At 62.7% G+C, this 14,079-nt stretch carries 14 protein-coding genes; 1 reads left to right on the top strand and 13 read right to left on the bottom strand.

What is annotated here, in order from left to right; genetic code table 11:
* Nucleotides 1-138 precede the first annotated feature (138 nt).
* The 6 genes from AC2444_RS21295 to rsfS form a co-directional block, all read right to left on the bottom strand.
* Nucleotides 139-672, bottom strand: a complete 534-nt coding sequence (locus AC2444_RS21295; protein ID WP_012759494.1) for an RNA pyrophosphohydrolase — start codon at nucleotides 670-672, stop codon at nucleotides 139-141.
* A gap of 37 nt (nucleotides 673-709) precedes the next feature.
* Nucleotides 710-1,906 carry a divergent polysaccharide deacetylase family protein gene (locus tag AC2444_RS21290; RefSeq protein WP_012759493.1) on the bottom strand — a complete coding sequence of 399 codons (1,197 nt, stop codon included), beginning with the start codon at nucleotides 1,904-1,906 and terminating at the stop codon, nucleotides 710-712.
* Nucleotides 1,907-1,983: 77 nt separating this feature from the next.
* Nucleotides 1,984-3,306 carry a S41 family peptidase gene (locus AC2444_RS21285; protein ID WP_017995549.1) on the bottom strand — a complete coding sequence of 441 codons (1,323 nt, stop codon included), beginning with the start codon at nucleotides 3,304-3,306 and terminating at the stop codon, nucleotides 1,984-1,986.
* Nucleotides 3,296-4,699 (bottom strand): murein hydrolase activator EnvC family protein, encoded by a 1,404-nt coding sequence (locus AC2444_RS21280; RefSeq protein ID WP_012759491.1) that lies wholly within the window; start codon nucleotides 4,697-4,699, stop codon nucleotides 3,296-3,298. The genes AC2444_RS21285 and AC2444_RS21280 overlap by 11 nt, the downstream gene beginning before the upstream one ends.
* A 188-nt stretch (nucleotides 4,700-4,887) precedes the next feature.
* Nucleotides 4,888-5,370, bottom strand: a complete 483-nt coding sequence (rlmH, locus tag AC2444_RS21275) for a 23S rRNA (pseudouridine(1915)-N(3))-methyltransferase RlmH (protein ID WP_012759490.1) — start codon at nucleotides 5,368-5,370, stop codon at nucleotides 4,888-4,890.
* A gap of 118 nt (nucleotides 5,371-5,488) precedes the next feature.
* Nucleotides 5,489-5,932 carry a ribosome silencing factor gene (gene rsfS / locus AC2444_RS21270; protein WP_003589592.1) on the bottom strand — a complete coding sequence of 148 codons (444 nt, stop codon included), beginning with the start codon at nucleotides 5,930-5,932 and terminating at the stop codon, nucleotides 5,489-5,491.
* A 210-nt stretch (nucleotides 5,933-6,142) separates the two neighbouring features.
* On the opposite strand from rsfS, the gene AC2444_RS21265 reads away from it, so the two are divergent.
* Entirely contained in the window at nucleotides 6,143-6,520 is a 378-nt protein-coding gene (locus AC2444_RS21265; RefSeq protein ID WP_012759488.1) for a winged helix-turn-helix domain-containing protein, read from the top strand.
* Here AC2444_RS21265 and modC read toward each other — a convergent pair whose 3' ends face one another.
* The 7 genes from modC to obgE all read right to left on the bottom strand — a co-directional run bounded on the left by modC (nucleotide 6,521) and on the right by obgE (nucleotide 14,058).
* Nucleotides 6,521-7,588 carry a molybdenum ABC transporter ATP-binding protein gene (gene modC, locus AC2444_RS21260; RefSeq protein WP_012759487.1) on the bottom strand — a complete coding sequence of 356 codons (1,068 nt, stop codon included), beginning with the start codon at nucleotides 7,586-7,588 and terminating at the stop codon, nucleotides 6,521-6,523. It lies immediately after the preceding gene.
* Nucleotides 7,585-8,286: a molybdate ABC transporter permease subunit gene (modB, locus tag AC2444_RS21255; RefSeq protein WP_012759486.1), complete on the bottom strand. Its 702-nt coding sequence runs from the start codon at nucleotides 8,284-8,286 to the stop codon at nucleotides 7,585-7,587. The genes modC and modB overlap by 4 nt, the downstream gene beginning before the upstream one ends.
* 276 nt (nucleotides 8,287-8,562) lie before the next feature.
* Nucleotides 8,563-9,354, bottom strand: a complete 792-nt coding sequence (modA, locus tag AC2444_RS21250; RefSeq protein ID WP_012759485.1) for a molybdate ABC transporter substrate-binding protein — start codon at nucleotides 9,352-9,354, stop codon at nucleotides 8,563-8,565.
* Between the two features lie 522 nt (nucleotides 9,355-9,876).
* Nucleotides 9,877-10,611 carry a nicotinate-nucleotide adenylyltransferase gene (locus AC2444_RS21245; protein WP_050563532.1) on the bottom strand — a complete coding sequence of 245 codons (735 nt, stop codon included), beginning with the start codon at nucleotides 10,609-10,611 and terminating at the stop codon, nucleotides 9,877-9,879.
* Entirely contained in the window at nucleotides 10,532-11,815 is a 1,284-nt protein-coding gene (locus tag AC2444_RS21240; RefSeq protein ID WP_012759483.1) for a glutamate-5-semialdehyde dehydrogenase, read from the bottom strand. The genes AC2444_RS21245 and AC2444_RS21240 overlap by 80 nt, the downstream gene beginning before the upstream one ends.
* Complete coding sequence (gene proB, locus AC2444_RS21235; RefSeq protein ID WP_012759482.1) at nucleotides 11,808-12,977, bottom strand: glutamate 5-kinase; 1,170 nt, start codon at nucleotides 12,975-12,977, stop codon at nucleotides 11,808-11,810. The genes AC2444_RS21240 and proB overlap by 8 nt, the downstream gene beginning before the upstream one ends.
* Nucleotides 12,964-14,058, bottom strand: coding sequence for a GTPase ObgE (obgE, locus tag AC2444_RS21230; protein WP_012759481.1), 1,095 nt, complete (start codon nucleotides 14,056-14,058; stop codon nucleotides 12,964-12,966). Before obgE ends, proB begins: the two co-directional genes overlap by 14 nt.
* Nucleotides 14,059-14,079 lie beyond the last annotated feature (21 nt).

The following is a 14,079-nucleotide window of genomic DNA, read 5'->3' as shown; positions in this document are numbered from 1 at the left end:
CGGCCGGTGTTACCTCTCGAATTATCAGCTGCCGTCCTCCGCGATCGGCTGCATCAAACCGGATCGAAACCGGTGGCCCTCATTTCCATCTGCTGAAATCAAAAACGGACCTGATCAATCGCGATCGTGCTGTATCGATCAGTCTTCCGATTGTAGTGCTGCCAGATGCTGGAACTCGGCCACCACCTGGTCATAGACGGCGCGCTTGAAGGGCACGATCAGCCCCGGCAGCTGCCGCATCGGCTTCCATTCCCAGGCATCGAATTCCGGCTCATGGCCGCCAGGCGGCGGATTGATGGCGATCTCGCTGTCGTCGCCATCGAAGCGGAAGGCGAACCAGCGCTGTGTCTGGCCGCGGAACTTCCCCCTGAGCCCGATGCCGATCAGTGCCGGCGGCAAATCATAGTTGATCCAGTCTCTCGCTCCGGCAAGCAGGGTCACCGTCTTCATACCGGTCTCCTCGTAAAGCTCGCGGTAGGCAGCGTCCAATGGATCCTCGCCCTTGTCGATGCCCCCCTGCGGCATCTGCCAGAGCTGCGGCGAGCCGTCATATTCGGAATTGCCGTCGGCGATGCGCCGTCCTGCCCAGACGAGGCCATCGCGGTTCAGGATCATCACGCCAACGCAGGGGCGGTAGGGCAGATCCTCGGCTTTCACGGTCGCCTGGCTCATCATCTTCTCCGTTCAGGAATTCTTCTCAAGGATACTCTCAAGGATTCCGGGGGTCGTTGGAAAGGGCGGCAACGCCGACAATCTCGATGCCGCGCATCGCGGCCTCCTCGCTCCATTTGGCGATGGCGTCAACGCTCTCATCGAAAGCCGAGGCGACGCCGATCGCCTGACCGTTCTTGCGGGCGATGCGCTCGAGTTCGTCGAGCTTCTTCAGGACGGCATTGATATCAAGCTGGCCGTCGAGCTGCAGGTCGGCGAAGGCATAGGGCAGTTCGGTTCCCTTGGCGATTGCCGCCGTCTTCGACTGCGCCGAAGTGCCGTCGTCGAGAAACAGCAACCCGCGCTTGCCGATGTCGCGCATGACAGGTTCCATGGCGGCGGGATCGGACAGGAAACGGCCGCCGAGATAATTCATGACGCCGGTATAGTTGGTGATCTCGCCCATCGCCTTGTGCAGGTTTTCGATGTTGCGGGCGGCAGGTTTCGTGGTCAGCAGCGTTTCGGGGCCCGGATCGTTCGCCGGGTAATCAAAGGGTTCGAGCGGCACCTGGAGGAGGATTTCGTGACCGCCGCGGCGGGCTTCCTGCATCCAGCGCTGCAGGCTGTTGCCGCTTGCAGCAAAAGCGAAGGTGATCTCCTCCGGAAGCTCCGCGATGGCGCGCTGCGTTCCGGTCTGGCTGAGCCCGAGGCCGCTGACGACGATGGCGATGCGGACGCCGCGCGCGCCGGACGAAGGACGCGCATATTGATCCATCGGCCGCCGGCCATCCGGGCCGACGATAGGCAGCCTGCCAAAAGGCGTCTCTTCGAGCAGCGCATCATTGGGTTGGGCTGCCATGCGCGGATCCTGGCCGATCTGCATGGCGTCGACCAGCACCGGCCCGCCGCCGTCACGCGGGCGGGGACTGTATTTGGTGACGACCGAGCCGTCGCCGGTGACCATCTGCTCGACATTGGCGCCCGAGCGCGGGTCGGCGCGGGGCATGCCGTCAGCAGTTTGGCCCGTGGTGGCCGTCGGCGGCTGAGGCGTATTGGCAGGGGGGGGTGCGGCTTGTTCGGCCGCCGGCGGTTTGGTGCGTTCGAGCCCATCACCGCGAAACGCCGTATAGAGGGAAAAGCCGCCTATGGCGAAAAGGCAAAGACTGGCGGCGATGCGGCCAAGGCGCAGAAAACCCGGACGCTTGCGGCCGGTTTTGCGGTTGCGGCCCAGAGGCGTATGCAGGTCCGTTCCCAATTTTTCGCCCGCTCCAAAACCGGGAAACAGCAGAAAGGGTCAAGGCCGGGCGAGGTGCCCGGCCTTGACGTGATCGATTACTTGGCGACGACGGCCTTGTCAGGATTCGGCGGGAAGGCCGGATCGGTCTTCTTGCCGCGCAGGAGGTCGAGCGCGTAATTCAGCTGAACGTCGTCCTTCGGGTCCGGCGGGACGTAGGCAACGGAGCCCGAACCTTCGTCCGTCTCGCTTTGGCCCTTGATGTGGCCGCGCAGGCTGGATTCGCCTTCGGTCACCATCTTGCCCTGCAGTTCCTGCGGCAGCGGCTCCTCGACCTTGATGTCGGGGGTGATGCCGGTGCCCTGGATCGAGCGGCCCGACGGCGTGTAGTAGAGCGCTGTGGTCAGGCGCAGCGCGCCGTTTTCGCCGAGCGGGATGATCGTCTGGACGGAGCCCTTGCCGAAGGAGCGCGTACCGAGAACGGTGGCACGGCGCAGATCCTGAAGAGCGCCGGCGACGATTTCCGATGCGGAAGCCGAACCGCCGTTGATCAGCACGATCACCGGCTTGCCATCCGTCAGGTCGCCCGGGCCGGCATTGAAGCGGCGGGTTTCATCCGGATTGCGGCCGCGGGTCGAAACGACTTCGCCGCGCTGCAGCAGGGCATCGGAGACGTTGATCGCCTGGTCGAGCAGACCGCCCGGATTGAGGCGCAGGTCGAGAACATAACCCTTCAGCTTGTCGGCCGGAACGGTGTCCTTGATCTTCTTGATCGCCTTTTCCATGTCAGGATAGGTCTTCTCGGTGAAGGAGATGATGCGGAGATAACCGACATCGTCCTCGACACGCGACTTGACTGCCTGGACGGCGACGACGTCACGGACGATCGTCAGCTCGATCGGCTTGTCGGCACCCTTGCGGATCAGCGTCAGCTTGATCGGCGTGTTGACGGCGCCGCGCATCTTCTCGACTGCGTCTTCCAGCTTCAGGCCGCGCACGGATTGGCCGTCGATCTCGGAGATGTAGTCGCCGGCGAGAACACCGGCCTTGGCGGCGGGCGTATCGTCAATCGGGGTAATGACCTTGACGAGTTCGTCTTCCATCGTGACTTCGATGCCGAGGCCGCCGAACTCACCCTTGGTCTGGGTGCGCATGTCCTCGGCGTCCTTCGCATTCATGTAGCTCGAATGCGGATCGAGCGAGGAGAGCATACCGTTGATGGCGTTCTCGATCAGCTTGTCTTCCGCAGGCGGTGTCACATATTGCGCACGCACACGCTCGAAGACATCTCCGAAAACCGAAAGTTCCTTGTAGGTCGAGGATCCGGCCGCTTCTGCCGGCACACCCGCCGAGTAAATGACGCTCATTGCGGTCGCACCCATCAATGCGCCGACCAGAACAAGAGAAGCCCTACGAATCATTGCGTGCCTTTCCAGTGTCTTTGGCGGTCCACCACGGCCGGGAATCGACCGGTTTACCGTCCTTTCGAAATTCAATGTAAAGCGTTGGCCGGTTCGTTTCCAGCGCCAATGCAGTTGCGCTTGCCACTCTTTTCGCGCCCATCACGGCAAGCGGCTCGCCGGAGAAAACGAATTTTCCCTGACGGGTATTGATCGTATCCATTCCCGAGAGAACCAGGTGGTATCCATCACCCGTGTCGAGGATGATCATCTGGCCGTAACTGCGGAATGCGCCGGCGAAAACCACCAGACCATCCGCAGGCGCCGTCACCACTGTCTCTGGATTGGTGGCGACCGTCATTCCCATGGCCTCGTGCCCGGTGCCGTCGGCGTCGCCGAACTGGCGCAGGATATCACCCGTAACGGGCACCTCCAATTTCGCCTTCAATTCTCCGAAGGGATATGCGGGCGCAATGCGGTTTTTATCGGGCACGCCGCTGTCGGCAAGCGCCTTGGCCTGGGCGCGCTGCTCGTCCGTCATAAGCTTGCGGTTCTCCTCGGCCAGGCGGGCGGCAGCGGCGGCATCCCGCACCGAAGCGATCTCGGATTCCATCGAGGCGACGAGGCCTTCGAGGCTGGTCGCCTTGCCTGCCAGTTCCTCGGAACGTTTCCTTTCGGCCCCGAGTTCGGCGGCGTTGCTGCGGCTGAGCTTGTCGTTTTCGGCAAGCAGCAGGTCCATGCGCCGCTCTTCCTCGATGCCATCAGTCATCGTCCCGGTCAGCGAGGCCTTCTCGGCAGCACTTGCGGTCTGCAATGCGGCAAGGCTTGCGAGGTCTGCGGCAAGCTTATCGGTCTCCTTGCGGATGCCGGGCACGACGGCGCCGAGCAGAATGGCGCTGCGCACGGAGGCCAGCGCGTCATCAGGGGTGACGAGCAAAGCGGGCGGCGGGTTGCGGCCCATGCGCTGGAGTGCTGCCAGCACCTCGGCCAACAAGCCGCGGCGCTCGTGCAGGGAACGGCGGATGCCATCCTCCTTGACGCCGAGATCGGCAAGCTTCTTCTCGCTTTCGAGGATCTGCTTTTCGAGCGCCTTGCGGCGGGCAGCGGAATCGATCAGTGCCTGGCGGACGCTTTCCGTGCTCTTTTCCAGATCGGCGATGCTCTGCTGAAGCGCGCTCACCTTGTCGGTGGAGAGGCTGATCGTCTTCGACAGGGTTTCGAGTTCGGCACGGGTCTGATCACGCTTGGCGGCAAGTTCGGCCGCCGGATCGGGCGGCGGCGGCGGCTCGGCTGCCGGCTGCGGTGCGGATTGTGCCGCCTCGGGCGCGGCATCCTGCGCCCGGACGATGAACGGATTTGCCGACACGACAATCACCGCCACACCGACGCCGGCCGCGATAGCCGGCAGGATCATGCGGTGTCGCCTGGTGGATGCTCTCGACATGCGTGTTGGGGCACTTTCTCAAATCGCGCGGAGACTAAGCTGATTTGGTGCACTTTGCCATAAGGTTTGCAGGAGAACGGGTGGCCAAGCAAACACGGCTGCGTGACATTGCGACGCATTGCCGGGGTATCGGGCCGACGCATCAGGCCGATGCGGCATCAGACGCGGTGATAGGGGTGACCGGACAGGATGGTGACGGCACGATAGAGCTGCTCGGCGATCAGCGTGCGCACGAGTTGGTGCGGCCAAGTCATCTTACCCAGGCACAGCGTCGCGTCGGCACGGTCGTAAAGCGAGGGATCGAGGCCGTCGGCGCCGCCGATCGCGATGGTCAGCTCGCGTTTGCCCTGGTCGCGATAGGAGCCGAGCAGGTTTGCAAAGGATTCGCTGTCGAGCGCTTTGCCGCGTTCATCGAGAAGAATGAGGATGCTGCCATCGGCAAGCGATTTCAGAAGCATCGCCGCCTCTTCGCGCTTGCGGGTCTCCGCATTGGAGGCCCGGCTTTCGGCAACTTCGGCAACGCGGGTCAATTCGAGGCCGACGGCAGGGCCGGCCTTGGCGAAACGGTCGAAATAACGGGCGGCAAGATCCTTTTCTGGGCCGGACTTCAGCCGTCCCACCGCAAAAAGACCTATTCGCATTCATCCGCTCCCGCTCATGCAGCACATCGGGCGCACGTTACGCCACCGGCCGGCTTGTGATGTTTGCCGGCCAGCCAATGCCACGTCTCAGGCGCCGGACAAAATGCCGGCCCGCCTGTCAGTGCCGTGTTTCTTCATCCATATCCGGAGCCGCCCACATCTTTTCGATGTTGTAGAACTCGCGGATTTCGGGACGGAACACATGCACGATAATGTCACCGGTGTCGATCAGGACCCAATCGCCGCCTTCCTGACCTTCGACGCGGGCCGTACCGAGGCCGTCGTCCTTGAGGTCGGTGAGCAGGTGATCCGAGATCGCCATGACATGCCTGTTCGAGCGGCCGGAGACGACGATCATGTAGTCTCCCAGCGCCGATTTTCCGGCAATGTCGATGGTGACGATATCTTCAGCTTTGGAGTCCTCGAGGCTGGCGAGGACGGTTTCTAGGGCACGGGCGGCGGCATCGGCGCCACGTTCCGCACTCTTCGGGATAACGGCGAACGTTTTTCCCTTGGCGTGTACTGTTGTCAGTGCTTTCCCTTTCCTGGAATGACAAACTATGCACAACACAGATCCGATCGCGACCGGATCATGGTTAAGATAGGCATCAAACCATTAATGTTTCAAGACATGCTAAGGTACAGAACGGCCGAAAATCCGATCTGCCGTTCGAATTGAAGTATTTGACTGCTCGGGGCGGCCTCGTGCGGGCGGTGTACAGTTTCCATGCCGCAGCGTAAAGTGCGGCAAATTCCACGATCTCCAGATTCAATGACCGACTCAGCCGCAAAAACACTCGTGCCCGTTCTGCGAATCAGCTTCCCGGATGAGGATCGTCTCGGCCATGGCAAGATGGAACTGCTGGAGCATATCCGCCAGACCGGATCGATCTCGGCGGCCGGGCGGGCGATGGACATGTCCTATCGGCGGGCATGGCTGCTGGTCAGCGAGATGAACCGGATGTTTAACGAACAGGTGGTGGAATCGCAGCGCGGCGGGCAGAAGGGCGGCGGTGCGGTGCTGACGCCGTTCGGCGAGGAACTGCTCGAGCGTTTCCGTCGGATGGAAAAGACGGTGCGGACCAGCCTTGCTGAGGACCTCGCCTGGCTCGAGGCCAAGCGCAACATGCAGCAGGGCGAGCGCAACTGATCAGGCCTCCAGGGCAACTGTCTTGATGACGGCGAAGACCGCCCTTCCCGGTCGAAGATCCAGACGCTCGCAGGACAGCGTCGTGATCCGGGAAAGAATGATATCGCCGCCGCAATCGAGCCGGATTTCCACCGTTCCGTCCTCGGTCGACGAGATCCCCTCTATCCTTGCTTCCAGGATATTCAGCGCGCTGAGCCCCTCGGGTCTTGCGGTCGCCAGCATGACATCGCGGGAGGGAATGCGGATGCGGACCGATTTGCCGGGCGCAAGGGCAGCGCCCGGAATATGGAGCTGACAGGATTTCAGCGCCACCGTCGATAGACGATGACTCACATCGAAGCTTTCCACTGTGCCTTCCAGCAGTGCGCCGGCCTCGCGCCGGTCGGAGATGGTGGAGGGGCGGCTCAATATGTCGACGGCGGGGCCTGTCGCTTCCACCTTGCCGTCACGCATGACGACGACCTGGTTTGCCAGCCGCGCCACCTCGGCGATCGAGTGGCTGACATAGACGATCGGGATGTCGGTCTCGTCGCGCAACCGCTCGAGATGAGGCAGGATCTCGGCCTTACGCAGCTCATCGAGGGCGGCGAGCGGCTCGTCCATCAACAGCAGGCGCGGCGAGGAGAGAAGCGCGCGGCCGATGGCGACGCGCTGCTTCTCGCCGCCTGAGAGTTTCGAGGGGCTGCGCTCCAGCAGCGCCTCGATGCCGAGCAGGTCGACGATGTGGTCGAAGCTCTCGCCGCGCGCCGTTCTCGCCGCGAACCATCGCCCGTAGAACAGATTGGCGCGAACGCTGAGATGTGGGAAAAGCCGCGCTTCCTGGAAGACATACCCGAAGCGGCGGCGATGTTTCGGGACGAAGATGCCGGTTGCGGTTTCGGTCAGGGGCTCGCCGTCGAGGACGACGCGGCCTTGGTCCGGGCGGGCAAGGCCGGCGATGATGCGGATCATCGAGGTCTTGCCGGAGCCGGAGCGGCCGAACAGCGCGGTGACGCCACGTTCGGAGGTGAAGGCGGCATCGAGCGAAAAGGCGCCGAGCCGCTGTTTTGCCTCGACGATCAGCGTCATTCCGGATCGATCCTCCGGCCTGCGAGATGGGCGAGGAATTCGGAGGCGAGCAGGGCGGCCATGGAAATGACGACGGCGACGAACGTCAGGCGGAGCGCGCCGGCATCGCCGCCAGGTACCTGGGTGAAGGTATAGATCGCCGCCGACAGCGTCTGGGTTTCGCCTGGAATGTTGGAGACGAAGGTGATCGTTGCGCCGAATTCGCCCATCGCCTTGGCAAAAGAAAGGATCATGCCGGCGATGATGCCGGGCAGGGTCAGCGGCAGGGTGATCGTCAGGAAGATCCAGGCAGGGCCGGCGCCGAGCGTTCCGGCCGCCTCTTCCAGCTTGCGGTCGACCGCCTCGATCGACAGGCGGATGCTGCGCACCATCAGCGGAAAGGCCATGATGGCGCAGGCCAGTGCAGCACCCGTCCAGCGGAAAGACAAGACGATGCCGAAATACTGGTCGAGCAGGCTGCCGATCGGACCGCGGCGGCCGAACAGGATGAGGAGAAGAAAACCGGTGACGACCGGGGGCAGGATCAACGGCAGATGAACGACGCCATTCAGCACCGACTTGCCCCAGAAGCGGCCGCGGGCAAGCAGCAGGGCGACGAGGATGCCGAAGGGCAGGCTCGCCAACATGGCGACAATCGAGACGCGCAGGCTGAGCAGGATCGCCGTCCATTCCTCATTGCTCAAGCCCAATATGTTCAAATGCGATGGTCTCCCTGGAAATCCGGCATCACCCGATGCCTGCCCCTCATCCGCCTGCCGGCACCTTCTCCCCGCTCGCGGGGCGAAGGGGAATAGCCGCAACCTCTCCGTCCGTCGCTAACGTCTCGCTGGGCACGTCCCCTCGCCCCGTTTACGGGGAGAGGGTTAGGGTGAGGGGCAACATCGGCACGAACCAGACTGCTATCTGCGGCTCGCCTTATTGAGTCTTCACGCTAAGCGGTCACTGTCGATTCCGCAATCATCTCAACTTCTCAATCATTTCAGGATGGTGAAACCCTGCGCCGTGAAGAAGGCGGCCGCCTTGTCCGATTTCAGAAAATCGAGATAGGCTGATGCATCCGAGTTCTTGCTCTCGGCGAGGATTGCAATCGGATAGATGATCGGGGGATGGGACTCGGCGGGGAAGGTGCCGACGATGGCGACACCCTTATCGGCTGCGGCATCCGTCTGGTAGACGATGCCGTAGGGCGCTTCGCCGCGGGAGACGAGGGCCAGGGCGGCGCGCACGCTTTCAGCGCCGGCAACCTTGGTTTCGACCGATTTCCAGACGCCGAGCTTTTCGAGCGCGGCCATGCCGTATTTGCCGGCCGGAACCGATTTCGGCTCACCCATGGCAAGCTTGCCGTCACCGAGGAGTCCGGCAAGATCGAAGCCCTGTTTGATCTCAACCGGCTTTGCCTTGTCCTTTTCGGCAACGAGCACAATCTTGTTGCCGAGCAGGTTGGAGCGGGTATCGGCCTTGATCAGGTTCTTCTTGGCGACATAGTCCATCCAGTCGAGGTCGGCCGAGATGAAGATATCGGCGGGTGCGGCACTTTCGATCTGCTTGGCCAGCGCGCCGCTCGCCGCATAGGAGGCGACGGCTTCCTTGCCGCTTTCCTTTGCCCAGGCGGCATTGGCGGCGTCGAGCGCATTCTTGAGGCTCGCCGCCGCAAAGACGGTGAGCTTTTCGGCTGCGGCGGCAGGCGCCGGCAGCGCTGTCGCGCCAAGCCAGAGGCCGGCGATCGCAGCGGTTGCCAGTTTCATCCATTGGCGGCGGTTTTGCATGACTTATTCCCCAGGGTTCGAAATATTGCGACGAATATAACGGGCGAGGCATCTTGGCTAGGGATATATCCAGGAAAATATAACCGTATCGGGTGCTCGCGTTCGCAGCGGCGCAATGTTCACGCATTCGTGAGGTGCATGGCTTCCGGCGAAAGTCAGATCAGCATGGCGAAAATACCCAGAGTCAGTTTGCCAACCGCAAGGACTCCGGGCAGCGGGGGATGTTTCCTTAATTTTTGCTAATAAAAGCGGCAATGATGAAGCCAAATCCGCCTCGAGATTTGCGCACAATGCATTGCTGCAATGCACCAATCGATGTTCATCTTCCTGCGAAATATGGTACAACATACTCATCGAACGGCTTCTCCTCCTCCCATAGCCGTTCGATAGGGTCGACAACACTCCTCCTCCCAGTTGTCGATCGAGTTTATAAGCCCGACGGATCCTCCCCCGTCGGGCTTTCTCGTTTTCGGGATCTTCTGAAATCAGGCCGGCGCATGCGTCTTGCTGGGCGGCGGCGCTCTATTCGACGTCGCCGTGCGACGAGCCGTTGCGGATTGCCGTCGAGCTCAGGCCGGAGCGTGGTCCGTGGATGAAGGTCCAGGCCGGTGCACGTTTCTTCCAGAGAACACGGGCATCATCCTCGTCGACACGGGCGAAATCGAAGGTCCTGGCCATTTTCGAGGACAGGAAGGACAGCGTCGCGCCCGGCCGATCGATCACCGCGATCGGGAAGGTGCGGGCAATTTCCTGCCATTTCTGCCATTTGTGAAAGGTCTGCAGGCTGTCTGCGCCCATGATCCAGATGAAATGCACATGTGGATTACGCGCCTTGACGCGGGCAAGCGTGTTGGCGGTGTAGCTGGTGCCGAACGCCTGTTCGAAGGCGGTGACCTTGATGCGGGGATCGGCGGCAACACGTTCGCTTTCGGCGAGGCGCTCGGCGAGTGGTGCGAGCTGGTTGCGGCTCTTTAGCGGATTGCCCGGGGTGACCATCCACCAGAGCTGGTCGAGGCCGAGCCGCTTGAGAGCGATTTCGGCGACGAGCGCGTGGCCCTGATGCGGCGGATTGAACGAGCCGCCGAACAGACCGACGACCATGCCGCGCTCGCTGTGCGGCATGCGGAGATAGTGCCGGTCCACATTCTCGATCGCTACGTCAGGCTCGGTCGTCACGTCAGGGCCGCGTCTGTCCGGCACCGTGCACCCGATATTTGAAAGAGGTGAGCTGTTCGACGCCGACGGGGCCACGGGCATGCATCTTGCCGGTGGCGATGCCGATTTCCGCACCCATGCCGAACTCGCCGCCATCGGCAAACTGTGTCGAGGCATTGTGGAGCAGGATCGCCGAATCGACTTCGGTGAAGAAACGCGCCACGACGTCGGGGTCCTCGGCGATGACGGCCTCGGTGTGGTTCGAGGAATATGTCTGGATATGGGCGATAGCGCCCGATATGCCGTCGACGACGGCAACTGAAATGATCGCGTCGAGATATTCGGTCGACCAGTCCTCCTCGGTCGCGGGCTTCAAACCCGGTGCGACCTTCAGCACTGTTGGCGAAGCGCGGATCTCGCAGCCGGCCTCCGTCAGAACCTCGAGCAGCGGCGTCAAATGCGTACCGATCGCGGCGCCATCGACAAGCAGGGTTTCGGCTGCGCCGCAGATGCCGGTGCGGCGCATCTTGGCATTGACGATGATCCTCTTCGCCATCTCGATATCGGCCGAGGCATCGACATAGATATGGCAAAGGCCTTCGAGATGGGCGAATACAGGCACGCGGGCCTCGCTCTGCACGCGGGCAACCAGGCTTTTGCCGCCGCGGGGCACGATGACGTCGATCGCCCCGTCGAGGCCGCGCAGCATAGCGCCGACGGCAGCGCGGTCGGTGACCGGCACAAGCTGGATAGCATGCTCTGGAAGTTCCGCCGCCTTCAATCCTTCGACAAGGCAGGCATGGATAGCCTGCGATGAACGGCGCGAGTCCGAGCCGCAGCGTAGGATGACGGCATTGCCCGCCTTGAGGCAGAGGGCGCCGGCATCCGCGGTGACGTTCGGGCGGCTTTCGAAGATCACGCCGATGACGCCGAGCGGGGTGCGGACGCGCTCGATTTTCAGCCCGTTCGGCCGGTCCCAGGCAGCGATGACTTCGCCGACCGGATCTGCAAGGGCGGCGATGGCGCGGATTCCCTCGGCCATCTCGGCGACGCGCTTGTCGTTCAGCGTCAGCCGGTCGACGAAGGAAGCGAGCGTCTCGGTGCCTTCGATATCCTTCAGGTCCCTGGCGTTCTCGGCAAGAATATGCGCCTTGTTCGCTAGGATCGCATCGGCCATGGAATTCAGCGCGCTGTTCTTCGCCTCAGTGGACGCAAAGCTCAGCGGTCGCGCGGCAGCCTTTGCCTTGCGGCCGATGTCGTTCATCAGCACATCAATGTCAGGGCTTGGCGCAACGGTATCAAGCATAGCTCGCGTCCTTCTTCTGCCTTTCCGATTTCGAACCGATCTGCGCGGTCATCACCATGTCGTCGCGATGGACCATGGCGGCGCGCCCGGCATAACCGAGGATGGCCTCGATCTCCGCCGACTTGCGGCCGGCAATCCGACGGGCGTCGTCGGCATCGTAGCTAACAAGGCCGCGGGCGATCTCGCGGCCGGCCGGGCCGATGACCGCCACCGTATCGCCGCGGCTGAAGAGGCCGGAAACGCTGCGCACGCCGGCGGGAAGCAGGCTCTTGCCGGCGCCGAGGGCTGTGACGGCGCCGTCATCGACATGCAGTTCGCCGGCCGGCTGCAACTGGCCGGCAATCCAGGTCTTGCGGGCGGTAACGGGTGTGCCCGACGGCGCGAACCACGAGGAACGCGCGCCGTTTTCGATTGCCGACAGAGGATTGTCGGTCTTGCCGGAGGCGATGATCATGGCGCAGCCTGATGCCGTCGCAATCTTGCCGGCATCGATCTTGGTGCGCATGCCGCCGCGCGAAAGCTCGGAGGCCGCACCGCCGGCCATCGCCTCGATCTCGGGGGTGATTTCGGCAATCGTTTCCAGGAACGTCGCGTTCGGATCGAGATGCGGCGGCGCGGTGTAGAGGCCGTCGATGTCGGAGAGAAGGATGAGCAGATCGGCGCCGGTCATCGTCGCGACGCGGGCGGCGAGGCGATCATTGTCACCATAGCGGATCTCGCTGGTGGCGACGGTGTCGTTTTCATTGATGATCGGCACGGCGCCGATCTTCAAAAGCTGATTGATGGTGGCGCGCGCATTGAGATAGCGGCGGCGCTCCTCGGTATCGCCGAGCGTCAGCAGGATCTGACCGGCGACGATCTCGTCGCGTGACAGGCTCTCCGACCAGGCACGAGCCAGCGCGATCTGGCCGACGGCGGCGGCCGCCTGGCTTTCCTCCAGCTTCAGCGCGCCCGAGGGCAGGTCGAGCACCGAGCGGCCGAGCGCGATTGCCCCCGAGGAGACGACGAGCACATCGATGCCTTTAGCCTTCAGGCCTGAGATATCGGCGCACATGGCGTCGAGCCAGGCCTTCTTCAGCCCGGCCTTGCGGTCGACCAGAAGCGCAGATCCGATCTTGATGACGATGCGGCGGTAGCGGCCAAGCGGCTTACGGCTGGTCATCGTCCTCGTCCCCACCCTTGTCCTCGCCCTCATCGGTGACGACCATGTCGCGATGGCGCAGCTTCGGCACCTTGGCCGGCTTCTCCTCGGTATTGGCTTCGACGATGATGTCGCGCAGCGCACGCAATACCTCGGTCATGCCCTTGCCGGTGACGGCCGAAATCTGGAACGGCGTCTTGCCGCAGGCCTTGGCCAATTCCTTGGTCTTCTTCTTCAATTCAGCATCGTCGAGCACGTCGATCTGCGACAGCGCCACGATCTCCGCCTTGTCGGTCAGATCGTTTCCGTAGGCTTCGAGTTCGTGCTTGACCGTCTTATAGGCCTTGCCCACCTTTTCTTCCTGGGCGGAGATGAGGTGGAGCAGCACGCGGGTGCGCTCGACATGGCCGAGGAAACGGTCGCCGATGCCGACCCCTTCATGGGCGCCTTCGATCAGGCCCGGAATGTCGGCCAGGATGAATTCGCGCTCGTCGATCGTGGCTACACCGAGATTAGGATGCAGTGTGGTGAAGGGATAGTTGGCGATTTTCGGCCGGGCCCGGGTGACCGATGCCAGGAAGGTCGACTTGCCGGCATTCGGCATGCCGACGAGGCCGGCATCGGCAATCAGCTTCAGGCGTAGCCAGATGGTCTTTTCCTCGCCGGGCAGACCGGGATTGGCCCAATCCGGCGCCTGATTGGTCGAGGTTTTGAAATGGGCGTTGCCGAAGCCGCCATTGCCGCCATGGGCGAGACAGTAGCGCTGGCCTTCGACGGTCAGGTCGCAGATCAGCGTTTCCTGATCTTCCTCGAAGATCTGGGTGCCGACCGGGACCTTCAGCGTCACGTCGCTGCCGTTGGCGCCGGTGCGGTTCCTGCCCATGCCATGGGTGCCGATCGTCGCCTTGAAATGCTGCTGAAAGCGGAAATCGATCAGCGTGTTGAGGCCGTTAACGGTCTCGACCCAGACGTCGCCGCCGCGTCCGCCGTCGCCTCCGTCAGGGCCGCCGAACTCGATGAATTTCTCGCGTCGGAAGGAAACGCTGCCGCCGCCGCCGTCCCCGGACTTGATATAGACCTTTGCTTCGTCGAGAAATTTCATTTTACTTCCAATATTCAGTGG

This window comes from Rhizobium sp. WSM1328, from assembly GCF_057653715.1.
Note: the sequence above shows the minus strand (reverse complement) of the source record. Positions and strands in the feature narration are given on the sequence as shown.

What these genes read in the sequence shown, in the direction of transcription:
- AC2444_RS21295 (WP_012759494.1), bottom strand. Translation starts at nt 672, where the DNA reads ATGAGCCAGGCGACCGTGAAAGCCGAGGATCTGCCCTACCGCCCCTGC.
- AC2444_RS21285 (WP_017995549.1), bottom strand. Translation starts at nt 3,306, where the DNA reads ATGATTCGTAGGGCTTCTCTTGTTCTGGTCGGCGCATTGATGGGTGCG.
- AC2444_RS21280 (WP_012759491.1), bottom strand. Translation starts at nt 4,699, where the DNA reads ATGATCCTGCCGGCTATCGCGGCCGGCGTCGGTGTGGCGGTGATTGTC.
- rlmH (WP_012759490.1), bottom strand. Translation starts at nt 5,370, where the DNA reads ATGCGAATAGGTCTTTTTGCGGTGGGACGGCTGAAGTCCGGCCCAGAA.
- AC2444_RS21265 (WP_012759488.1), top strand. Translation starts at nt 6,143, where the DNA reads ATGACCGACTCAGCCGCAAAAACACTCGTGCCCGTTCTGCGAATCAGC.
- modC (WP_012759487.1), bottom strand. Translation starts at nt 7,588, where the DNA reads ATGACGCTGATCGTCGAGGCAAAACAGCGGCTCGGCGCCTTTTCGCTC.
- modA (WP_012759485.1), bottom strand. Translation starts at nt 9,354, where the DNA reads ATGCAAAACCGCCGCCAATGGATGAAACTGGCAACCGCTGCGATCGCC.
- AC2444_RS21245 (WP_050563532.1), bottom strand. Translation starts at nt 10,611, where the DNA reads ATGCCCGTGGCCCCGTCGGCGTCGAACAGCTCACCTCTTTCAAATATC.
- AC2444_RS21240 (WP_012759483.1), bottom strand. Translation starts at nt 11,815, where the DNA reads ATGCTTGATACCGTTGCGCCAAGCCCTGACATTGATGTGCTGATGAAC.
- proB (WP_012759482.1), bottom strand. Translation starts at nt 12,977, where the DNA reads ATGACCAGCCGTAAGCCGCTTGGCCGCTACCGCCGCATCGTCATCAAG.
- obgE (WP_012759481.1), bottom strand. Translation starts at nt 14,058, where the DNA reads ATGAAATTTCTCGACGAAGCAAAGGTCTATATCAAGTCCGGGGACGGC.